Annotated in this window: 16 protein-coding genes; 10 read left to right on the forward strand and 6 right to left on the reverse strand. The window is 53.1% G+C overall.

Annotation, left to right across the window (positions count from 1 at the left end; translation table 11 throughout):
• The first annotated feature begins 149 nt into the window (after positions 1 to 149).
• The 3 genes from JRC49_09475 (at position 150) to JRC49_09485 (ending at position 2,859) form a co-directional block, all read left to right on the forward strand.
• Positions 150 to 677 carry a sigma-70 family RNA polymerase sigma factor gene (locus tag JRC49_09475; GenBank protein QTE70036.1) on the forward strand — a complete coding sequence of 176 codons (528 nt, stop codon included), beginning with the start codon at positions 150 to 152 and terminating at the stop codon, positions 675 to 677.
• Positions 670 to 1,659: a hypothetical protein gene (locus JRC49_09480; GenBank protein QTE70037.1), complete on the forward strand. Its 990-nt coding sequence runs from the start codon at positions 670 to 672 to the stop codon at positions 1,657 to 1,659. The genes JRC49_09475 and JRC49_09480 overlap by 8 nt, the downstream gene beginning before the upstream one ends.
• A 171-nt stretch (positions 1,660 to 1,830) precedes the next feature.
• Complete coding sequence (locus tag JRC49_09485; GenBank protein ID QTE70038.1) at positions 1,831 to 2,859, forward strand: hypothetical protein; 1,029 nt, start codon at positions 1,831 to 1,833, stop codon at positions 2,857 to 2,859.
• Positions 2,860 to 3,304: 445 nt separating this feature from the next.
• Here JRC49_09485 and JRC49_09490 read toward each other — a convergent pair whose 3' ends face one another.
• Positions 3,305 to 4,048 carry a MerR family transcriptional regulator gene (locus JRC49_09490; GenBank protein ID QTE70039.1) on the reverse strand — a complete coding sequence of 248 codons (744 nt, stop codon included), beginning with the start codon at positions 4,046 to 4,048 and terminating at the stop codon, positions 3,305 to 3,307.
• A 138-nt stretch (positions 4,049 to 4,186) separates the two neighbouring features.
• On the opposite strand from JRC49_09490, the gene JRC49_09495 reads away from it, so the two are divergent.
• Positions 4,187 to 6,526 carry an FAD-binding protein gene (locus JRC49_09495; protein ID QTE70040.1) on the forward strand — a complete coding sequence of 780 codons (2,340 nt, stop codon included), beginning with the start codon at positions 4,187 to 4,189 and terminating at the stop codon, positions 6,524 to 6,526.
• 279 nt (positions 6,527 to 6,805) lie between these two features.
• Here JRC49_09495 and JRC49_09500 read toward each other — a convergent pair whose 3' ends face one another.
• Positions 6,806 to 7,390, reverse strand: coding sequence for a hypothetical protein (locus tag JRC49_09500; protein QTE70041.1), 585 nt, complete (start codon positions 7,388 to 7,390; stop codon positions 6,806 to 6,808).
• A 26-nt stretch (positions 7,391 to 7,416) separates the two neighbouring features.
• Positions 7,417 to 7,734, reverse strand: coding sequence for a hypothetical protein (locus tag JRC49_09505; GenBank protein QTE70042.1), 318 nt, complete (start codon positions 7,732 to 7,734; stop codon positions 7,417 to 7,419).
• A 230-nt stretch (positions 7,735 to 7,964) separates the two neighbouring features.
• Between JRC49_09505 and JRC49_09510 the strand changes: the two genes are divergently transcribed.
• Together JRC49_09510 and JRC49_09515 are read left to right on the forward strand one after the other, a co-directional pair.
• Entirely contained in the window at positions 7,965 to 8,480 is a 516-nt protein-coding gene (locus tag JRC49_09510) for an RNA polymerase sigma factor (GenBank protein ID QTE70043.1), read from the forward strand.
• Positions 8,467 to 13,266 (forward strand): hypothetical protein, encoded by a 4,800-nt coding sequence (locus tag JRC49_09515; GenBank protein QTE70044.1) that lies wholly within the window; start codon positions 8,467 to 8,469, stop codon positions 13,264 to 13,266. Before JRC49_09510 ends, JRC49_09515 begins: the two co-directional genes overlap by 14 nt.
• Positions 13,267 to 13,321: 55 nt before the next feature.
• Here the strand turns inward: JRC49_09515 and JRC49_09520 are convergent, their stop codons facing one another.
• Together JRC49_09520 and JRC49_09525 are read right to left on the reverse strand one after the other, a co-directional pair.
• A complete protein-coding gene (locus JRC49_09520; GenBank protein QTE70045.1) occupies positions 13,322 to 14,017 on the reverse strand; it encodes an HAD family hydrolase in 696 nt (231 codons plus the stop codon).
• Positions 14,018 to 14,147: 130 nt separating this feature from the next.
• Positions 14,148 to 14,387 carry a hypothetical protein gene (locus tag JRC49_09525; protein ID QTE70046.1) on the reverse strand — a complete coding sequence of 80 codons (240 nt, stop codon included), beginning with the start codon at positions 14,385 to 14,387 and terminating at the stop codon, positions 14,148 to 14,150.
• A 306-nt stretch (positions 14,388 to 14,693) separates the two neighbouring features.
• On the opposite strand from JRC49_09525, the gene JRC49_09530 reads away from it, so the two are divergent.
• The 3 genes from JRC49_09530 to JRC49_09540 all read left to right on the forward strand — a co-directional run bounded on the left by JRC49_09530 (position 14,694) and on the right by JRC49_09540 (position 20,054).
• A complete protein-coding gene (locus JRC49_09530; protein QTE70047.1) occupies positions 14,694 to 16,997 on the forward strand; it encodes a leucine-rich repeat domain-containing protein in 2,304 nt (767 codons plus the stop codon).
• 157 nt (positions 16,998 to 17,154) lie between these two features.
• Positions 17,155 to 18,663: a hypothetical protein gene (locus JRC49_09535; GenBank protein ID QTE70048.1), complete on the forward strand. Its 1,509-nt coding sequence runs from the start codon at positions 17,155 to 17,157 to the stop codon at positions 18,661 to 18,663.
• A 329-nt stretch (positions 18,664 to 18,992) separates the two neighbouring features.
• Positions 18,993 to 20,054, forward strand: a complete 1,062-nt coding sequence (locus JRC49_09540) for a DUF4179 domain-containing protein (GenBank protein QTE70049.1) — start codon at positions 18,993 to 18,995, stop codon at positions 20,052 to 20,054.
• Positions 20,055 to 20,934: 880 nt separating this feature from the next.
• Here the strand turns inward: JRC49_09540 and JRC49_09545 are convergent.
• The gene (locus JRC49_09545; GenBank protein QTE70050.1) at positions 20,935 to 21,492 is read right to left on the reverse strand and encodes a hypothetical protein; all 558 of its coding nucleotides are present in this window, start codon (positions 21,490 to 21,492) and stop codon (positions 20,935 to 20,937) included.
• Between the two features lie 452 nt (positions 21,493 to 21,944).
• Here JRC49_09545 and JRC49_09550 point away from each other — a divergent pair, with 452 nt between their 5' ends.
• Positions 21,945 to 22,103 carry a hypothetical protein gene (locus JRC49_09550; protein QTE70051.1) on the forward strand — a complete coding sequence of 53 codons (159 nt, stop codon included), beginning with the start codon at positions 21,945 to 21,947 and terminating at the stop codon, positions 22,101 to 22,103.
• The last annotated feature ends 47 nt before the right edge of the window (positions 22,104 to 22,150 follow it).

The following is a 22,150-nucleotide window of genomic DNA, read 5'->3' on the forward strand; positions in this document are numbered from 1 at the left end:
GATGTAAACCTGTTGGTATCAGGGATAGCATTACGTTGAGAACAGAACTAATTATGAATTATGAATTGAGCATTCGGAAAAAACTTTTTTCCGAATGCGACATATTCTCTCCCTCGTCCGTCTATATTGGTGTAGGAGGTGAACGAAACATGAGCAATGTTACGGGCCCGGACACTGCTCTGGATCGCGACCGGATCTTTGAACGACTGGTGGATCAGTACCAGGAATCAGTACTGAGGATGTGTTACTACTGCCTGAACGACAAGTCCCAGGCGGAGGACGCTGCCCAGGAAACCTTCCTGAAGCTATACAGGACGCTGAATCAGTTTCGCGGCGACTGCGGGGAAAAGACCTGGATTATGAAGATTGCCATCCGCGTGTGCTATGACATGAATCATTCAGGCTGGTTCCGTTTTATGAACCGCAGTGTGACGCCGGAAATGCTTCCCGGCGAGGCGGTGACGGAAGAAGAAAAGAATGACGCTGAGCTGGCGGAAGCGGTGAAGAAACTGCCGTTCAAACTGCGGGAGGTGATCCTCCTTTACTACTACCAGGGAATGAATGTAAACGAAATAGCGGATGCGCTGAACATATCCCACTCCTCGGTTTCGGGAAGGCTGAAACGGGGAAAGGAAAAGCTGAAGAATATGCTGGAAGGGAGAGAACTCGATGAATAAGAAGATCAGCGCGAATGAGCTTCGCGAATCACTTGACCGTCATGCTTCTTACCTGAAGGCCAATCCTTGGCTGGCTCAGGGCATCATTGCCTCTGAGATGAAGGGAGAAACAAAAGTGAAGAGAAAGTGGACAAAGAGCCTGGTGCTGGCCCTGGCGATGATCCTGACGCTGGGCACCGTGGCATATGGCGTGACCTCGCTGTACCGGACTGTAAACTGGAAGGGAGAGACAAACGCTGACGCGCAGGATCCGGTGATCGTGGAAGGCGATCCGGAGATCGCGGGAGCGCTGGAAGACCTGCAGAACGAAATGGCGGCCAAACCTGAAGATGAATTCGTGACAGCCTGGTACGATGACGGAACAGGGGAAAACGAACTGGACATCCTGAACACGGAGTCGTTTCCGGCAAAAAAGGAGTTCCGGAACGTGGAGGATTTCCTCGAGTATATGTCCGGCGTGGAGACGCTGACAGCGCCGTCCTGGCTCCCGGAGGGTGAGTATGAATCATTCCGGGCGGAAGTGTACTTTGCGTGCAGGGGTTCCGGAGACTATGAACTGATTGAGAGCGGGAAGAGGGGACCGATGGGCTACAACCGGTTCCGGATTGCTGAGGAGGACGCCGTGCCCTTTGAATACCGGGTGAGCCTCACAATGCAGCACGGAAACGGATATGTGATCCATGCCACGCTCTGGCCTGATGAAGGGGAAGCGGCCACGCTCCTCAGCGAAGGGGAAACAGCGGAGGCAGTTGCCGTGAAGGGAATGGAGGACGCGGTGCTGTTCCCGGACCGGAAGTCCACCGAGGACACAGATCTGGCCATGCGCAGGGCGCTGAAGGAGCCGGTTACCCTGAAGCGGCCGTACTACCGGGACGGACCGCAGGAAAATGACGTCCGGGAATTCAGTGACGAACACATCTATATCTGGAAAGGCGGAGACAAGGAACTGGAGGATGTGTTGAAGATTTTTAACGGGGAATAAGGAAACATAAAAGTGAACGACCGGCAGCAAACGGCTGCCGGTCATTTCTCTTTTTGGGAATAATTGTCAGACTCACATCGTCATATTACTGAACGCGGAAACAGGGAGAGTATCCGGCTGTTTCCGCCATTCAGCAAATCATTTTGAATTGAATGACCGGAGGATATTACGATGTACAGAAAACTGTCTGCTTTGCTGGCGCTTCTTCTGGCGCTGGCCGTGTTTGCCGCTCTGCCGGTTCTGGCGGAGGAGGAAGATGATGGTTCTGAACCCATGACGCTTTCCCTGACCACGGAAGACGGAATCACTGTGGAGATCGGTGAGGCGTACTATGAAGGCGACCGGGTTTATGTTTCCTACCGGGTGACCGGGGACCTGGTGAAGGCGGAGCTTCATGAAGGCGCTCCAGAGGGAATTACCGAGTGGAAATACACCAAGGAGGATACAATCGCCGCGGAGCAGATGTCCTCGGACAACCCGGAAGCACAGAAAGGCCTTGAGTGGCTGGACGGCAAGGGACAGCGCTGGACTGAAACCTGGTCTTTCGGTTTGTCCGACGGCCTGGATCTGGAGGACGGAAATTACGCCGACATCGTCGACGGGGACAGTGAATATAAGGAAGACGGTACCCTCGTGGGCTGGAAAAAGTGCAAGATCCCGCCGGAAAGCAAGAAGGATACCCTGACCTTTAAGCTGATTCTTTCCCGCAGCCATTCCATTGCCTTCCAGGATTACACTACCTACCACCGCAACTATGAACGCGGTGAAAAAACCGAGATCTGCTTTACCCTGAGCAAGGATGAACGGGTCCAGTGCAAGACAGGCACCCTGCACACGGATGCCTATGACGCGAAGGCGGAGATTATCTCCAGCCGGGACGAGCTGCGGTGCACCATTACCCTGACCGGCGTCAGCGAGGAATGGGAAAACGCCGTGAATACCTGGAACAGTGAGAACTTTACGGAGATGACCATGCCGGATATCATCACAGGCTGGAACCTGTACCAGAACGGCAGTTATTTCAACACGGGTGACGTGGTGATGTATACCACCGGCCCGGCTATGGTCACCTATGAGATCCTGGTGCCCGGCAAGGACAACGGTGCCGACCTGAAGCTGGTGCCCGTATATGAGGGAAGCGGAGAGCACACGAAGGAAACCGTGTACCTGAAAGAAATCGTGAAGTCAAAAAAGAAATAAAAAAACGCGGAGCGCATGACAAGGAAGGGCGCGGCGGATGTGTCTGTCCCCCCTGTCACGTCCCCGCGCCTTGTCACGCGCTTCGCACTTTTGCGTTCTGCGTTATCCTGTTGTTATGATTAATCCCATTCGTCCACATTGTCATTCCGACCGCCAGTGGGCGAAGAACCGATGACCTCCAGTGGAGGGAATCTCATCGGTTCTGAGGTCAATCGAAAAGGAGTTGTCTCCATGGGTTCGGAACGCCCGGAAAACTGTCCAGTGGACAGTTTTCAGTGGAGAACGGGCGGCAGCCCCCGGCAAAGGAGCAACGACTATTGAGATTGCGGAGAGGCTCCTCCGGAGATGTAAACCCTCTGGTATCAGGAACACCATGACGTGGAAAACCATACTAATTATGAATTATGAATTATGAATTGTGAATTGTGAATTACCCTGAGCGCTGTCATCCTAAAAGGATGTCAGCGCTCAGAAACGCCGCATCCCCTTTCTTCTGGAAGAACTGGTGGATGAGCACGGTGAACTCCTCTTTGCCGGTCAGAGAGCAGGCATGGCGGAGGGACGCCTCCAGTTCCTGCGCGCCCAGGAGCTTATGGCTTCCGGCCGGATGGGTGATGACTGTCCGCAGGCACTGCTGGGGCGGGATCCGCTCCGTGCCGGGCAGGGAGCAGTACAGCATGATGCCCCGGTCGGCCTGTCCCTGCAGGGTGATGGTTTCTCCCACTCCGTAGCGCTGGCGGTAATAGAAGGCAAAGGAATCCCCGGGCTCCGGGCCGGAACGGTATACCGGATAGCGGAGGCTGCCGAAGGAAAACAGATAACGTGCCGGCGCCTCATAGACCTCCCAGGGGATACCGGCGGACAACATGTTGAAGCAGGAAATGGATTCTTTGGCAGCGGCAATGCGGACTTCGATCTGGCTGCGCAGCAGGGTCAGGCGGCTGATCTCGTCCTTCAGGTTTCCGACAAGGAGATCCGTCTGGCCGCTTTCAAAGGCTTTGGAGATCACCCGCAGCGGTACGCCCAGGTTGGACAGGTACCGGATCACGGTGAGCAGGTATAAATCCTCATCCGAGTAATCCCGGTAGCCGTTGGGCAGGCGGGCAGGGCAGACGAGGCCCTGTTTTTCATAGAAACGGATCATGTCCCGGGATACGCCGGTGGCGCGGGAGGCATCGTTGATTTTCATGCCGGATCCCCTCCGATATATGAATCATGGCTCTGCCTGGATTATAACACAGATGTATTGACATTGGAACTGTTCCAATGTTTACAATGAACTCAGAAAAAGCCCGTCAAACGGGTGAATTTAAAGGGGGAAAACAGTATGAAGAAAATGCTGGCAGTCCTGATTGCCGCAATCTTCGTTCTGCCTGTCCTGGCCGGTATGGCCTGCGCGGAAAGCGCGCTGACCGACGGCAGCTACAGTGCGGAACAGCAGGGCTTCGGCGGTCCTGTGAAGGTTGAGGTCGTCATCGATGGCGGCAAAATCACCGATGTTGCGGTCACCGGCGACAGTGAAACCGCGGGCATCGGCGGCGCGGCGCTTGAGCCGCTGGCTGAACAGGTGAAGGAAGCCCAGTCCGCCGCCATTGACGGCGTGTCCGGCGCGACCCTGACCTCCGGCGCCGTGAAGGCCGCCATGACGGAAATCATGGCCCAGGCCTCCGGCAAAGGCGCCGCGGAGCTGAAGATTGCCGACGGCACCTATGAGGCCCAGGCATGGAGCTTCTCCATGAACTACCAGATGAACGTGAAGACGGTCATCGAAGGCGGAAAGATCGCCTCCATCGAAGTGGGCGACAACGGGGATACCGCGATTATCCTGAACACCGCCATTGAGAACCTGATTCCCGCGATGATCGAGAACCAGTCCGTGAAGGTGGACTCCATCACCGGTGCCACCGTTTCCAGCGGCGCCATCAAGGCGGCGACGGAAGACTGCCTGGTGCAGGCCATCACCGCGGCCGGCGGCGACGTTGCCGCTGTGAGCGCGTTCTACACCGTGCCTGCCAAGAGCACTGCCACGGAGACCATCAACACCAAGGTGCTGGTGATCGGTATGGGCGGCGCCGGCATCATGACGGGCAACCGCATTGTGGATACCCTGTATGACGCCTATGAAGGCGACACCACCAAAATCGACGTCCTGATGATCGACAAGGCCGCCAAGTACGGCGGCACCTCTGTGACCACCTCTTCTCCCATGTCCATCAACCCCAAGTCCTTCGTGGAGAAGAACGACGGCAAAGAGTATGTGGATGCCGCGGCCCTGAAGGCTGCCTGGATGGAATACACCGAAGGCGACGCCAAGGAATGGGCCATCGATATGATGATGGAATCCTCCGGCGATGCGGTGGATTACCTGATTGACAACGGCTTTGTGTTCGGTGCGCCGGTGCAGGGCCTGTCCGATCCCTACCTGATCTGCTGCAACTACGGCGACGGCTTCATGGTGGACAAGTCCATCGTGCAGGCCTACTTTGACAAGTTCATGGGCAACTACACCATGAAGGGCGGCAAGTACATGCTGCAGACCGAGGCAACCTCCCTGATCACCGACGAAGCCGGCCGGGTGACCGGCGTGAACGCGGTGGGCGCGGACGGAACGACCTATGTCATCAACGCCCAGTACGTTGTCTCTGCTACCGGCGGCTTTGCCGGCAACGGAGAGATGGAAGACAAGTATTTCTCTGACGAGTATTACAACCTGTCCGGCGGCGGACGCTGGAACGTGTACGGCATGACCCAGAACGACGGTAAGATGATCCAGTCCGCCATCGACAACGGCGCGGCGACCTACTGCATCGGCATGCCCCCGGTCAGCCACATCGGCGGCGCCTACAAGGTGATGCATGAGTTCCCGATCATCCAGCAGGAGTATCCGGACTTCTTTACCGGCAAGCCCGCCACCATTTCCCTGAACGATATCCCCATGATGCTGGCAGTGGCGCCCAACAGCCTGGCCGTGAACCGCCAGGGTGTGCGCTTCAAGGATGAGACGACCCTGACCGCCTACGGCAACTGGGCGGCCGGAGCTTACTTCTACACCATCTGGTCTGACGAGCAGATGCAGTCCATCCGGGATACCGGCCTCAAGTTCAGTAACATCGGTATCTTCATCAACCAGGGCGGCTGGCCCGCCAACACCCCGATTCCGGAACTGTATGACGTGCTGGAAAAGGGCATGGAGATGGACATCATCTTCAAGGCTGACACGATTGAGGAGCTGGCGGAAAAGATCGGCGTGGACGCCGCGACCCTGGCCAAGACCGTGGCGGATTACAACAGCTACTGCGACACGAAGGAAAATCCGCCCCAGGGCATCGAAAAGAACCCCGTCATCTATGACCTGAGCGGCCGCCCCATGGAGGGTGAGTACAACGTGTACGAAAAGATCGAAGGCAACGGCCCCTACTACGCCGTGAAGGGCGCGCCGTGGATCTATTCCACCACCGGCGCCCTGGACGTGGACGAACAGTTCCGCGTGCTGAAGACCGACGGCCAGCCCCTGGAGGGCCTGTACGCGGTCGGCACCGACTGCCTGGGTATCATGTTTACCGAGAAGAAGGAATATGTGACCTACGGCGGCGCTGACCAGGGCTGGGCTTTCACCTCCGGCTACCTGGCCGGCAAGCAGCTGGCGGAAACCATCCTGGCGGAATAAGCCAAAACAAAAAAGAGATAAACAAACCAAAAGGCGGACACCGGGATTGCCCGGTGTCCGCTTAATTCATAATTCACAATTCATAATTCATAATGATATATACTTTGCACAAAAGACCAGTACCATGGAGAAGTCCGCAGCGTTGTTTATGTCATTCTGACCAAGGCCGCATAGCGGCCGCGTGGAAGAATCTCCCCGCCCGCTCACATTCGGGAACGCAATCGGAACACCACTGGATGGATACTGCAGGAACCGTCCCCCGGTATCCTGCAAATTCTGTTATCGCAGCAGCATTTTCAGCTCTCTTTTAAGGGAGGCAATATTGCTGAGCTTTCCGTACATTCTTTCGGCTTCCTTGTATTTCAGGATAAATTCGTTCGCTTTCGGGCTCGCTTCAGCCAGCTGATGTTTCTGCCAGATGTTCCATATCTTCAGCATGGAAGTTTCTTCAGCAATTTCTGTGAGGAAAATGTCTGTCTCAAGATAGTATTCATTTCCCGGCCGGGCAAGCAGTTCTTCAACTTGCTGGCGGGTTCTTTCCTGCCTCAGCCTTTCTTCCTTTTTCGCAGCGTATTCCTTTTCCCTGCTCTCTGCCAGACGACGCTGCCGGTCTGCTTCCACTTCTTTTTTCACCTGCTCCATACGTTGATTCGCTTCGTCAATGGACTGCTGGTTCATCTTGCGGATCCAGTACACCAGGCCGAAAACGCTGCCTGTAATTGCGGCGGTAACCAAACACCAAAGGATCCGGCTCTGGGCCATAAGATCATGGAAAAGCACAATGCATATGATAAAGCAGACAACAAACAGTAAGGCATTGGGCGCGTACCTCAGTTTGAGCGGCATGTTCTCTTTGGAACGCATTTGGTTTTCCCTCCTTATCCTGTATATTATTCTTCTTCCAGTTTTCCGCAAAGACGGGATGCTTTAAGGGACAGGCGGGATACCTTCAGGTACAGTATCAACCTGTGGATCCAGCCTGGAAGAAAAAAGACAACGCGCGTGAATATGCCGGTGACTAAACACCAGAGAATCACGCTTTGTGCACCCAGATCACGGAAGAGCAGGTAACACAGCGTGACGGAGACAGACAGCAGGAGACTGCGGCGTCCGAACCGTTCTGTTTCGCGAAGGTACAGGATTCCGGCGGGGCGTACAGCGTATCCCTGCTCAGGTTTGTTCTCTGGTTGAGGATGTACAAGGAACATCTGACTGCACCTCCGTATCTTGTCACACAGTACTGATCCTCTTCGTCATAATGAATATAGCACGGAGCGGATTAACGTGTCATCACAACGGTGTAACAATGGTGTAAATCATGACCTTGTCACTGTTATGCTCATCCCTGTTCTGATATAATTCCTTTTGCAATTTTCTTCAGATGCCAAAACAATTTTTGTTCGGCAGTGCGTCTGTATATGTGGAAGGGGGAAACAGAATGTCCAACGCACCTGTATCGGATGAACAGGCAATCGTTCATCTGATGACCACATACGGTACAGACATAAAGCGCCTGTGCCTGTGCCTGCTGAACGACTCATTCCTGGCCGAAGACGCGGCCCAGGAGACTTTTTTCAAGGCCTGGAAACATTATGCCGGTTTCCGGGGGGATTGCTCGGAGAAGACCTGGCTCAGCCGGATCGCCGTGAATACCTGCCGGAGCATGCAGCGGGGTTCCTGGTTCAAATCCGTTTTCGCCCATGCGGCGGAACAAATGGAAACGCAGGAAACGGAGCTGCCGCCGGATTATGATCCAACGGTCTGGAACGCGGTTCAGGCCCTGCCGGAACAGCTGAAGAGCGCGCTGGTACTTCGCTACTGGGAAGGGCTGTCGCTGCAGGAAGCGGCCATGACACTGGGTACCAACGTCAATACGTTGAATACGCGTATCCGCAAGGCCAAGGCAATCCTGCAGGGGAATCTGAAAGGATGGTATTTCGATGAAGAAGATTGATATGAAAAAGACCCTCAATGAACGGGCTGGCAATACAGAATGGACGGATGAAAACACCTGGAACGTCCTGCGGAAGATCCGGAACACAAAGGCTGAACGCAGGGAATACAGCCTGCGCCGGTTCGTACCGGCCTTCATGGCCCTGCTGCTGGTGGCGGGAATCGGCGTCGCGGCCCTGACAAGGACCCCCGGCAGCCCGGACCCCATCCGGGATAAGGATCTGTACACCGCGCAGCCCATCGTCACGGCCCTGGCTCCCGGACAGGGAGAAGGCACCGACGGCCTGCCGGAAGGGGATGCCGGAAAAGCAATCCGCGGGCAGATCCGGGACTATTACCCGGAGATCGCGGATCAATTGAAGCCGATCAACCTCAGCAGTGAAAAGGACGGCATCCGCCTGGAGCTGATTTCCGGCGCGGTGAAGGGGGATGAAACCTGGGCCGTATATTCCCTGCAGGATGTGGAGGGAAGGTATCCCGAAGCAGTGATTAACGGTTACGCTGATTTTGACTACATGATGGGAAGTGTTTATACCGGCGAGTCACCGCTCCTCTACGCGGATGAAAAGGAACATAAATACTACTACTGCGTCCGTGCACAGTATGAACAGCCGGTGGATACGAACGACCGGATGGTAACCTTTTCCATGCCCTTCTATGAAGCAGAATGCTCGGCAAAACTGGATATGCTGGAGCTGCTGAAGGAACATGGAACAACCGGCGAGGGGATCCTTTCACCGGAGCTGGAGCCTGTGTACACCGCGGAGGGAGAAGTGCCGCGGGAAAGCAAGAAAGTGCTGGACTATACCAAACCGCTGGATATTCCCGTTCTGGATAATGTGAAGCTGACCGGCATCGGCTGGATTGACGGCAGCCTGCATATCCAGTTCCATAACCCGGACGCGCATGGGATTGGTGACCGGGCGTCGAACAACTGGGTTGTCTCTATGGATTATGACTCGGATTACTGGACAGAAGACCTGTTTGACGGGGCATCCTGGGATGAAAACGGCGACGGAGCGTCCGACTGGCAGGAGGAGATCCTGAACTGCACTCCGGAAACCCTGGAGAAGTTGAAACCGGTGGTCAATATGACCGTCACGGACAATATCGTGGACGGCGACTGGGAAATCCGTTTCCCGCTGCGCACAATCTGCGCGGATATTGAACCGGCGGAAAACGAAATCGATGCGGAGCAGGCCGTCATCGAAGCGTTCAGGAAGTATTATCCGGAAGTCGCTGATCAGATGCGCCCAATCAACCTCAGCTGTGAAAAGGACGGCATCCAACTGGAATTGGTCTCCGGTCTGGTGAAGGACCGTGAATCCTGGATGATTTATGCTGTACAGGATGTGGAAGGAAAGTATTCCGGATCCAGGCTAGAGGGTTACTGCTGCCTCAATGCGTCCTTATCCTCGTACGGAGGAGAAAACCCGTTCCTGTTTGCCGATGAAAAAGAACACAAATACTACTACTGCGATTATACGGTATATGATGGGCCGGTGAATAAGGCGGACCGGGGATTATCTGTAGATATGCTACACTTCTATGTTGAGCGTATCGTGAAACTGGATGCTGCCCCGCTGCTGCAGGAGTACGGAATAACAAGCGAAGGGATCCTTTCCCCGGAACTTGTCCCCTGGATCAGCTACGACGGTCCGGTGATCAGGCGGGAAGGTGTGAAGGTGCTGGATTATACTACGCCGCAGCTGAATATCCCCGTCCTGGACGACGTGCTTCTGACCGGTGTCGGCCTGGTGGACGGAAAGATCCATGCACAGTTCCATAATCCAAATGCGCATAGTATTGTTTCCGGCGAAACAACATTTGTGGATAGCAACTGGTGGGTTTTGCTGGCCTGTGACGATGAATGTCAGACAGAGGGTCTGTATGAAACTGCCGACTGGAACGAAGACAAGAGCGGCATCATGAAGTGGGAGGAACTCATCCTGAACTGTTCGCAGGAGGACCTGGAGAAGTTCCATATGCAGTTTGAAGTGACGTTCACAGACGCGGTTGTGGAAGGAAACTGGGAAGTTGAAGTTCCGCTGAATCTGGTCTGCCCGGACGTGGAACCGGCGGAAAAAACAGCCACAGAAACCGATGACGAGTGGCGTGCTGAGATCAAGGGCCGCGTACACGACTTCCTTACCTGCTGGCAGCAGAAAGAGCTGGACGACATGCTGGCAATGTGCACAGAGCCCTGGAGAAGTGAACGGTCTCTGCTGAATCAGATCCTGGGCAAGCGTATTCCTGAGGTCTGGCAGGTCACCGATATAAAGGGTGAAGGATGGCCGGTTGTGACGGTGGGATGTGAAATCCGTATGCAGTCGGAGGCCGACGCCGGTTTCTATTTCGTTAAAATGAAAAAGGAAGCAGACGGCCTCTGGTATTTTGAACCGGCCGGACTGGGGAAAGGCAATTCAGCTTACAGGGTCTGGTTCAACATGAAGGATGAGGACGTCATCCTCTCATCCAATGAGACGGGCAGTACTGTCAAAGCAGGGGAGATTCCGGCCTTTGTCAGCAGGATCAACGAATTCTATACCTGCTGGAGTAAAGGCGATAAGGACGGCATGCTGGCGCTTTGCCCGCCGGACATGAGAGACACGGGTTATGAGAACTTCATGATCTATTTGCAGAGCCTGCCCGGAACACCGCTGGAATGGAAAATCGGCCAGCTTTACGGAAAGCCGGAAGACGATATCCGGGGCGCGGCCTGCGAGGGAATTCACCGGTCGCCGAATGGCAGCAAGGTTATGAACCTTGCGGATATCGTGGTAAAGAAAGAGTCAGACGGACAGTGGTACATCATTCCCGCGAGCATTGACGAAATTGCAAACAGCTATGCCAAAACGGCGAACGGCATGGCCCCCTTACCGGAAGATGAATGGCACACTACCCTGTCCGGCCGCCTGGATGAGTTTATTTCCTGCTGGCAGAAGAAGGATAAAGACGGCCTGCTGGCACTGTGCACTACTCCGTGGAGGAGTGAATGGGACAAGCTGAACCAGCTGCTGGAAAACCGGACGCCGAAGAGCTGGGAGATCAAGTGGGTAAAGGAAAGCGGACTGCCGGTTGTGACAGTGGGATGCAGCATCTCCATGCAGTCGGAAGACGAGGACGGTTTCTTCCGCTTCACAGCGAAAAAGGGAACCGACGGCCTCTGGTATTTTGAACCGCATAAAATATGGGACACCAAAATCACCGTGGATCTTCCGTACAGCATTACGGACAAGGATCTCATCCTGACCGGGAATGAAAAGGGAAGCCAGGCAAAAGCGGAAGAGATCCCGCCCTTTGTGGACAGCATAACGGACTTCCTGACCCTTTGGAATAAGGGAAATACAAAAGGCATGCTGGCACTGTGCCAGCCCTCCATGAGGAATGATGAACGCCACGTGGCGACTGTGGAGTTTATGGTCATAGACGGGTATAAACCGATCGAATGGAAAATCGGCCAGCTCTATGGCGCACCGGAAGAAGATGCCCGGGGAGCCGCCTGTGAATTGACAATCCGGAAGAAGAACGGCCAGGAGATCCTGTATCCTGTCGATATCACAGCGACGAAAGAAGCAGACGGACAGTGGTATATCAGCTACATGAGCATTGAGCAAATCATGTCTGATATGCTCCAGGCGGAGAACAAAGCCGCCGAGGAAGAGTATTCCAGCAGGAACGATCCTGCCAGGGAGGAAATCATAAACTGCCTGAATGAGTTCTACTCCTGCTGGATGAACAACGACAGGGATGGTATGCTGGCCCGGTGTGTGCCCGCGGAAGATAACCGCGGTACTCAGAGTGTGATGGATTACCTGCTGGAGTTTGGACAGCTGAAGGGATTCTATCCCGGCGAAATCCGCAAAACAGATAATGAGAATACCCGCAGCATTCATGGCAGTGTGTCACTCCGGATACCCAAAGGGGAAGATCTTGCCTATTACATTGATTTCGAAATGAAAAAGGCAGATGACGGGCAATGGTATATTCACCCGGATGTTCATCTCACGCTTATGAATGTGGTTGAGCTGCAGGAAGCGACAGCGGATGGTCAGGAAACCCGGAAGCTGGCATGGCCTATTACGGTTTCAATGGAACTGGGAACGAGCAAACTCGACAAACCGGGGCCCATTGATGTGAGTGTTTCGGTGACCAATACCAGCGGGAATAAACTGATTGAATCCATGATACTGTTTGACCAGACCATGACACGAATTGATGAATTCGGCACGGCAGGACTGGAAGCCGGTGAAACGAGGACCTGGTCCGGGAAATACACCGTGACCAGGGAACAGCTGAATGAGGGAAAGATCTATTTCTTCCTGTACTTCTCCGAATATAACGAAAGCACGGAAGAGTTTGAATCGCATACAGTGAGTTTCTACAGTCCCATCACTAGGGGGGAAGCAGCCGCGCAGGAAACTGCTTCTCCTGCTCCCGCCGCTCGGAGCGGAAAGCCCGTAAGAGTAGAAATGGAGCTGGGAAAGGAAAAGCTCAGCGGACCGGAAACCATCGACATGACCATTACCGTGACCAATGTCAGCGGGGATAAACTGGCCGGACCGGTTACTCTGTATGATCCGGACGGAAACGTGGTTGCGGAATACAGCAATGAAGACTTCGCTGCCGGTGAAACGAAGGAATGGACCGGCAAGTGGACCGTAACCGAAGAACAGCTGGCGGATGGAAAGGTCGGTTTCTCAGTAAAATACTCCGATTATAAAGAAGGCACACAGGATGTCATGGCGCACAAACTGAATTTCTCCAAAGAGATCCGCAGGGAATAAAAACAGAGAGCACGAGAGTTTTCTCGTGCTCTTCTCATTGTTATGCTTCGCGTTGTTACCCAATCAACCCGATAACTTCCCTCAAATCCTTTATTTCATAATCCTGCCCGTAGTCTTTTGTTTCGCCAGTGCGGTTGATGAGCACAGATACCGCGCCGGCGCCTTTCGCGCACATCACGTCCTTGATCTCATCCCCGATAAAGGCGATTTCCCGGGGCTGCACGCCCATCTTTTCCGCCAGGGTGAGGAGGCTTTTGCTGCTGCTTTTCCGCCAGCCGGTGTCGTTGGAGGTATATGGATACCGGATATATTTCAGCAGCGGCCGGATATCCTCCAGGGCGTATTTGTTGTCCATGCCGTAGGCCACGTCGGACAGGGTCGCGGTAATGATGCCCCGTCCGGCCAGCTCCGCCAGCGCTTCCTCCGCTTCCGGATAGACGTGGGCCTCGCAGCGGAAATAATCATAGAACTCTTTTTTGACGGTTTCCTTCAGCTCTTCGGGAATGCCGGTTCCCTCCAGGATCTCGGAGAAGATGAGATCCGAGGAGACTTCCTTTTCCCGGGGATTGATCCGGGCGTTGTATTTTGCCAGGGTTTTCCCGATATGCTCATACGCTTCTTCGGAAAGGTCCAGCCCCAGCTTCTGTTTAATGTGTTCAAAGGCGGGACGGTACAGGGCGGACCAGTTCAGCGGGATGGGATAATGGACAAGGGTCTGGCCGATATCAAAAACCACAGCTTTGATCCGCATAGCGCATACCTCCCGGTTATGGATGAAGGAATTATACAGGGGAACGGAGCGGTAATCAAGAAGCAGGAGAAAGTAAAACAGAGGAGGACGGTGATGCCGCTCTCCTCTGTGGTTCGCTTGTTCCTCGATATTATTTTCTCTCTGTATAGGTGCAGTTGAAGGAACACTTGTTGCAGTGCACGTGAACGGTTCTCTTGTAATGGAGGTGCGGCGCTCCGTGATAGGTGGGGAGCGGCTCCCATGCACCATATGAGTAGAACAGTTTGCCGCCGCAGTCGCAGACTTCCGCGGCAAAGGCGGTCGCCGCAACGGTAGCGATGGAGATGATCACCAGGATCAGGGCAATGATACGCCGGGATTCTTTTTTCATGTGTTCAAGTCCTCCTTGTAAATGCCTTTCGGCCTTTTTTCAGGTATGGCCCGGGGCCTGCCGGGCAAACCGGAGCAGACCCGCGGCAATACCTCTTCAAACCATCTAACGATCGGGAAGGCAGTCTCGTTCACTATAAAAACTCAATTTACATGGTTGTTACATCCGTGTGAATACTCTGAAACACCGGATGGGTATGATGGGTATGTAACATGAAGCATTGCCCTTCGGGTACCGGGAGGGCTGCGGAACCGCTTAAGGAAAACAAGCAAACGCTTAAGCGGGGGATAGAAAGGATATGGAAAAATGGAACGTAAAACCGGACGTAAACTTCTGACTCTGCTGATCAGCATCCTGCTGGTATGCGGCATTTGTTTTGCTGCATATGCGGAGGATACCACGGACAGCGATTTTATTATCAAAGGGAAGACCCTAGTGAAATACACCGGCATGGGCGGCGAAGTGACCGTGCCGGAAGGCATTGAAGTACTGGGTGATGAAGCATTCCAGGAAACCGCTATTACAAAGATAAACCTGCCCGAGACCGTGAAGGAGATCGGCCATCATTGCTTTTATGCCTGTAACAGCCTGAAGGAGATCACCCTGCCGGCTTCCCTGGAAGGACTGGAGGATAAAGTGCAGGCCTTTGGGGCCAACAGCGCCCTTGAGGCGTTCAGCGTGGCGCCGGGAGGCCATTATATCGCGGTGGACGGCGTCCTGTTCACGGCGGACGGCAAAACCCTGGTCTGTTATCCGGACGGAAAGAAGGACAAGGAGTATTCCATTCCGGAAGGAACCGTAAAGCTGGCGGAAACGTCATTCGGCGATCCCCTCCTGGAAGTACTCAATATCCCTTCCACATTGCGGAGTGTCGGCGGAGACTATGTTAGCTTTGTGGGGCTTCCGTGCCTGCGGGAAATCAACGTGGATCCCGGGAATAAAGTGTTCCGTTCCGTGGACGGCGTTCTGTATACCTCCGATACCCTGATGTGCTATCCCAACGTAAAGGAAGGAAGGGAGCTGAAGGCGGACGATTTCCCCGCAGGGCTGAAACGGATTGCCCATAACTCCTTCTGGGGCAACCGGTATCTGGAAACGGTGGAATTTCCGGAAGGCCTGGAAGAGATGGGCGGGAAGCTTTTCCTCGGTGCTCACTCCCTGAAGACCGTTATCGTTCCTGCCTCTGTGAAATATATCAGTTATTATTCCTTTGCTTTCTGCAGGCAGCTGGAAAAAGTCACCATCCTGAATCCGGATATCCAGCCGGAAGATATCAGGGTCGATGATCCGAAAACACATAATATTTTCTGGGATGCAAACCCGGACGCGGTCCTGTGCGGATACGCGGGCGGCGGGCTGCAGGCCTATGCCAAAAAGTGCGGCCTGAATTTTGAAGCCCTGAATCCTGAACTGGAAATTGTGGATGAAATCGAGACGGAATCCGCGGCGGAAACCGTGGAGGAGACGGTGCGGGACATTCCTGAGACCGTGACCGAACCCGCGAAAACCAATGAGGATGATTTTGTCATCCAGGGAAAGACCCTGGTGAAATACAACGGCATGGGCGGTGAAGTGACCGTGCCGGACGGCGTTGAAGTACTGGCCCAGTGGGCTTTCGAAAGTTCCTATGTGACGAAGGTGAACCTGCCCGAAACCCTGAAGGAAATTGAATGCTACTGCTTCTATGGATGCCGGGAACTGGAGGATATTACCCTGCCCGCCTCCCTGGAAAAGCTGGGGAACATGCAGGCCTTTGCCTATAACCACAGCCTCAAGGCAATCAACGTTGCGGAAGGCAATCCGTATTTTGTCTCTGTGGACGGAGTGTTGTTCAACAAAAACAAAACGAAACTGCTGTACTATCCGGCCGGCAGGAACCAGGGCGGCGAGTATGCCATCCCGGAGGGCGTCACGGAGCTCGGCGGTTCCGCGATACAGGATACCGGCCTGACCGCGATTGAGCTTCCTTCCACGTTCGTGAAAATGTACTGCGGCAACGACTTTTCAGACAATCGTGGACTGACAGAAATCAGGGTCGCGAAGGGAAATCCCGTTTTCCATTCTGTGGACGGCCTGCTCTTTGACAACTCCGGTACCCTGATCTGCTATCCGTCCGGCCTTACAAAGGAAACCCTGGGAGTAAATGACTTCCCGGCGGAAATGAAGGCCATCGGCCCCTATGCCTTCCAGTTTGCCCAGCACCTGAAGAACATTGAGATCCCGGAAGGAATCAAAACGATCGAATGGATGTGCTTCACCTTCTCGCCCTCCCTGCAGAGCGTGACGGTGCCGGCTTCCGTGAACTTCATTGCCGGATACGCCTTTGCGCACTGTGACAACCTGGAAAAGGTGACGATCCTGAACCCGGACGCGGTCATCATTACGGATGATGAACGGTTCTCCGACGACTACCGTGCGACAATGGATTTCAACATCATTGGCTATTCTCCCAACGCCGTCCTTTACGGCTATGAGAACAGCACCGCCCAGATATATGCCGCACAGCTGAAAGACGCCTTTGAGTCCCTCGGCGAAGCCCCCGCAAAGGATCCCAACGCCACCCCTGAACCCATCGCCGTTTCGGACTTCATGCCGGAATGCCAGAAGTAAAAACCAATCCAATGAGCAGCCCAGCGATGGGCTGCTTTTCCTTTGGATTGCTACCCCTCACAATTTACACAGTTGTTACACCGCTTGTGCTGATTTCATGATAGGATACTGATAAAGGTTCAGGAAGCCACACAGAACAGAATGAAGGGGTGCCGGTATGGAAGACATGCAGGAGAACACAACAGGAATCGTCCCGGAGGAACAGGAAAACACAGCAGCTGCCGCAGAGGCGGCAGAAAACAAGACCAGGCCCTGGTATAAGCTGCCGATAATTACCATTCCGGCCATCATCGCCCTGCTGGTGATGGTGTATCTCTTCCTGAAAACAGCCTATACTTCCATGCTGCGTTATAACGCTATAGACGGCATAAACAGCCCGTTTGTCGGGTTGAGGAACTATGGTGATATCAGGAGTGAATGGCTGGCAACCGCTGCGTTCAATACCATCGGGATCAGGCTGCTGCTCCTGCTGGCCTGCGGCGGACTGGCTGCCGCGATGTGCTGTGTGTACCGGAAGATAAAGACGCCGGGCAAATTGCTGACGGCAGCCTGCCTGTGGCTGATTCCCGTAGGACTTCCCGCGGCCATGATCGGTGCCCCGATAATAAAGGCGGTACCGGATCCCAGTGGGTTCACCTGCGCAATTGCTTATCTTATGGGCAGCGGCCTGCAGACGCTGGGCATCTTCTGCTTTGCCGCGGGGATATTCGCGTACCTGAAAAAGAATCCCTTCCACGGCCTGCTGGCGGCTGTGCTGGTCTGGCTGCTGAAGAATATCGGCATGAATGCCATGGATGCAGGTATCCACTCCAGGATTTCTGTTTCGCTGCTGACGGATGACCGGGACTATTTAATGTACCTGAGCGGGGGGATTGCGCACAGTGCTGCGCTTTCGGTGGTCAAGACTGTGCTGCAGGTGACAATCGGCGTCATTGCGGTTGTTCTGCTGCGTAAAAAGACCCGGAGTGAAGGACTGCGGGAAAAGACAACCCGTCCGGAAATCATGATGATTCCGATAGCGGCAGTATGCCTGGCTGTGGCACATTTCCTTTATAAACCGGCAGCAGGGACGATAAGCAATAACGTGATGAATGCGCTTTCCTGCAGTCTGCTGAGTGCTCTGGGAGGAGCCGCAGCCGGCGGACTGATTGCCTGGAGTTTTGTATGCCTGCTGAAAGGAGCTTCGGATCATCTGTTCGGGATCGTCGCCCTGGTTCTTTCCGCGACAATGAGTTGTCTTCTGGAACAGTATCTGCTGTTCAGCAAGCTGCGAATGATAGATACGGTGTTTCCGCATGCGCTCACGGCGGCGTTTGACGAGCGGGTCATCCTGCTTGTTGTGATCCTGGCCTTTATCCTCCGGTTCAAAGAAAGCCCCCGCCGCGTCAGTCTGTTTCTTTCCCTGGCCCTGCTTGCCGGCGCCTGCACCTGGGGAAAAATATTGTCCAGCATATCCTATGACTATGGAAAAACACTTCGGGCCGGTATGCTGTTCTATAACAATGTCTGGAACAATTACATAGCAGAGGGGCCATACGCATTAATCGAAGGATCCGGTTTGGACCCGAAACTGTTGCTGAACCTGGTCATGGCTGTTCCGCCCCTCCTCATGGGTACCGGCGCTGCTTTCCTGATGAAACGCGCCTTCACGGAACCAAAGGAATAACCCTTCGTTTTTACAATTCTTCACAATCTGCCGGGCGGCAGGAGCGTAACAGCTCCTGCCGCTTTTACTGACGTTTCCTTTTGCTGTCGTTTACTGTTTAACAGTGATGTCTTCCGCATCCTATTCTTTTTCCTTTCGTACCGGGAAAAACCCTATAACAATTATGAATTATAAATTGTGAATTATGAATTGAAAGAGGTTTTTACCTCTTTTTTGTCATTCCTGGCATACAAACCAGCCCAGAAGGAACAAAATCCCCCTTTCGTTCGTTCTATTGTCAGGTGCGGGGAAAAGAAAAAACCCATTGCCCGTATCTGAAGGAGGTAAAAATGATTAGGAAAACCATGACCGTGTTACTGGCGATCTCCGTGATCGTGCTTTCCATATCTGCCGCGTTCGCGGCAGACGGCGGAGTATTCGGCGAAGTGGCTGCCCGGGAAGGCGAGTACGCAGACAAACGCCTTTCCGTCCTGGACCAGATCGCGGAAAAGCCCGCTGCCTCCCAGACCCTGGAAGACGGCATTGCCGTGGAAGTGAACCAGGCCTACTACGAAGGCAGCCGCATTTTTGTCTCTTATAAAGTGGGTTCCAACGCTGACCTGATCCAGCTCAATGAGGGCGCTCCCGAAGAGACCCAATGGACCCATGAGGTGGAGAACTGGATTACAGGGGAAGCCCCTGCCATTGACCAGGCGGATTATATGAAGGAGCATGACTGGCTGAACGGCCAGGGCCAGCGCTGGCTGGAAGGCCCCTATGATGTGATAGAAGGCATCCTCCTGGAGGACGGCACCGAAACCCGTACCGTGGGCGGAATGGAAATCAAACAGAAGGACGGTTCCCTGATCGGCTGGCTGGAAGCAGTCATTCCGGAAGAGAAAGCAACGGACTCCCAGTCCTTTGCCATCTCCATCTCCTGCAACCATGCCATTAAGTTCCAGGATAATGCAAACTATAAAGAGAACTGGCAGGAAACTGAAAAAGCCAGCATTCCTTTTACCGCAGCCCGGAACAAGGACGCGGTAACCCTCCAGGGCACCCTGGAAACAGACACCTGGAAGGCAAAGGCAGCTGCCACCGCCGGCCAGGCGGATATGCAGGTGACCATCCGCCTGACTTCAGATGAACAGTCCAAAGCCCGGAACGACCTGGAAACCGGCTCCGGGGAAGTTTCCACCGACCTGATCATCTACTGGGACCTGTACAAGAACCACCAGCCCATGACTGACGTCTACGGTGAAAACCGGGTCTTCATGGACGGTGATGACATAGTCTACGAAATCACCTTCCCCCGCATGGATAACGTGAGTGCCCTGAGCCTCGTCCCCATGTACGCCCGCACCGGCGCCCATACCGATGAGGCCATAGTCATAGAGACCAGCGGACAATAACCAGGAAAGGAGAGATAAGAAGAACCAACAAACAAAACCAACGGAACAAATAAGAATGAACCATCCCGGAGACAGGGCGGAAGCCCTGTCTTATTTTATGTGGTTGCGAGAAAAACAAACCTCCGGTGATATACCGGAGGTTTGTCATATAATTCAGTTCTGAATGATTACTGTATTCTATATCCGAAGGTGGTAAAATGCTTCGTGATATAACTATAAGATGAACTGGTATCAATGGTTTTCCATTCTGTGCTGTTAGCGCTTCTGCGTTGATGTTGGATAGTGTGTTTCCACGTCCAGGTTGTCTTCTTTTTATAACCGAAGAAATCAACGTGCTGCTTGCGTCTGAGTGTAACAGAGAAAGAGGCTCGGTTTGCTGCTCTACTGTTGTAATCGGCTGGCTTACTATACAGATCGCCAACTGCAGCACGTGCGCCAAGACTTGTAGACCAGGATGAGTATCCATCAGAAAAATTTCTGGTTATCGTTTTGGAATTGGCAAAACTGTTTGTGTATGAGCTCAATCTGGCTGTACTTGTAGTAGTTGTGGAGGAAGTAATATATGTTGTATCAATAACGTATCTGTATTCTTCCTGAGTTGTATCTGGCTCGATCCTTGATCCGGCGAATGAGCAAGACGGAAACATACAGGATGTTACAAGTAAGGCAAAGGTTAAGAGACATACTGATAATTGTTTGAGCGCTTTTTTCATGTTAAGTAAACTCCCTGTTAGTTTTGGCAGATGTATAATTAAATAACATCTGATCAGTAGGATGCTGCTCTGGTGAAAGAACTTTTTTGGGATTAATTAGTGAGTCAAATTCCGTAGATTCGGCATCCCCGGCAATACCGGGGATGCCGTTTGCTGCAAATTGATTATTACTTCAAGGTTGTCCAGAGATGGGGATAAGTGTTCTTCTCGTAGCTATAGGTAGTGGAAGTGGCAGGAATAGAACAGTTTTTCCAGGTGGAGGTGCCGATTTCCTTGTACTGACGGGTTATTACGTGCTTCCATTTTTTAGTTTTGGTATCCATGCGCTTGTAAGCGGTGATGGTCTGGCCGGGTTTGAGCTTGGTGTTGATGTCAATACCGGTTTCCTCGCCGCCGCCGATATTGCCGGACATCTGAGCAGATATATCGCTTTTCTTGGCACCGAGACCGATGGACAGGGAATAGGACGTTGAGTACTTGTTATGGAAGTTGGCTGTCTGCGTCACACTGGTGCGGTTCTGATACTGATAAATGATGGAGGATGAACCGTGGGAGGTGGTTTCTCCCTGATAAGTGGTAACAATCTTGTTCCTGTAGGTGTACAGATCACTGCGCATCTGGACGGGCTCATATCTTGTGCCGGCAAAAGCAAAAGAAGGAAGCAGGCAGACGGTTAACAGGAGAACGACCATAAGAATGGATAGACGATTGATACTCTTTTTCATTACGTAACACACTCCTTAATGCGAAAAATATGTAATTGTAGCGCGCTGAATACAGTATAAAATACTGACCTGAAAAATGCAACAAGTTGTACTAAACATACAGAAAATGTACAATTATGAAAATCGAAAGTTTTTTTCAAATAGAAACATAGTATATAATACCGGAATTAACGAGGTAACCATTAATTCATGGATATCTGCTATAGGAAATCTCATCCTCATTGCCCTGTCCTTTTCCGGGAGTGTTCCCGTGAATTACATCCCATTGTTGTATACAATGGGTGTAACGGATTGCAAAAAGTACACATCTAGTGTAAACTTTAAACATGTTCGTTGACAATCCAAACAGAGTTGTTTTTCCCCCGGGTACACCTGTACCCGCAATGAACATATCCTTATATCCGTGCAATAGTGCGAAACGCCATTACATACAATCCAAAGGAGAATTACCGATGAAAGTATTAGTGAAATCTTCCCGTGTGAACGAAGTCAAGCCGATGGCTATCTGTCTGCCCAAGTGCCCGATAAAGTCCGTACGCTGCCATTATCCCACGGTTGCCGGCCAGATGCCTCAAAAGGCTCCCGGCCGTAAACTTCCTACAGAAGACTAATTGAATGTGCGTTTCGCACTATTGCTCTTCTGTACCTTTTATTTTTA

The organism is Clostridiales bacterium FE2011 (genome assembly GCA_017569305.1).
GTDB lineage: Bacteria > Bacillota > Clostridia > Christensenellales > Aristaeellaceae > Aristaeella.

Excerpts from the sequence above, each read along its gene's own strand:
- JRC49_09475 (QTE70036.1), top strand. The coding sequence starts at position 150 with ATGAGCAATGTTACGGGCCCGGACACTGCTCTGGATCGCGACCGGATC.
- JRC49_09480 (QTE70037.1), top strand. The coding sequence starts at position 670 with ATGAATAAGAAGATCAGCGCGAATGAGCTTCGCGAATCACTTGACCGT.
- JRC49_09485 (QTE70038.1), top strand. The coding sequence starts at position 1,831 with ATGTACAGAAAACTGTCTGCTTTGCTGGCGCTTCTTCTGGCGCTGGCC.
- JRC49_09490 (QTE70039.1), bottom strand. The coding sequence starts at position 4,048 with ATGAAAATCAACGATGCCTCCCGCGCCACCGGCGTATCCCGGGACATG.
- JRC49_09495 (QTE70040.1), top strand. The coding sequence starts at position 4,187 with ATGAAGAAAATGCTGGCAGTCCTGATTGCCGCAATCTTCGTTCTGCCT.
- JRC49_09500 (QTE70041.1), bottom strand. The coding sequence starts at position 7,390 with ATGCGTTCCAAAGAGAACATGCCGCTCAAACTGAGGTACGCGCCCAAT.
- JRC49_09505 (QTE70042.1), bottom strand. The coding sequence starts at position 7,734 with ATGTTCCTTGTACATCCTCAACCAGAGAACAAACCTGAGCAGGGATAC.
- JRC49_09510 (QTE70043.1), top strand. The coding sequence starts at position 7,965 with ATGTCCAACGCACCTGTATCGGATGAACAGGCAATCGTTCATCTGATG.
- JRC49_09515 (QTE70044.1), top strand. The coding sequence starts at position 8,467 with ATGAAGAAGATTGATATGAAAAAGACCCTCAATGAACGGGCTGGCAAT.
- JRC49_09520 (QTE70045.1), bottom strand. The coding sequence starts at position 14,017 with ATGCGGATCAAAGCTGTGGTTTTTGATATCGGCCAGACCCTTGTCCAT.
- JRC49_09525 (QTE70046.1), bottom strand. The coding sequence starts at position 14,387 with ATGAAAAAAGAATCCCGGCGTATCATTGCCCTGATCCTGGTGATCATC.
- JRC49_09530 (QTE70047.1), top strand. The coding sequence starts at position 14,694 with ATGGAACGTAAAACCGGACGTAAACTTCTGACTCTGCTGATCAGCATC.
- JRC49_09535 (QTE70048.1), top strand. The coding sequence starts at position 17,155 with ATGGAAGACATGCAGGAGAACACAACAGGAATCGTCCCGGAGGAACAG.
- JRC49_09540 (QTE70049.1), top strand. The coding sequence starts at position 18,993 with ATGATTAGGAAAACCATGACCGTGTTACTGGCGATCTCCGTGATCGTG.
- JRC49_09545 (QTE70050.1), bottom strand. The coding sequence starts at position 21,492 with ATGAAAAAGAGTATCAATCGTCTATCCATTCTTATGGTCGTTCTCCTG.
- JRC49_09550 (QTE70051.1), top strand. The coding sequence starts at position 21,945 with ATGAAAGTATTAGTGAAATCTTCCCGTGTGAACGAAGTCAAGCCGATG.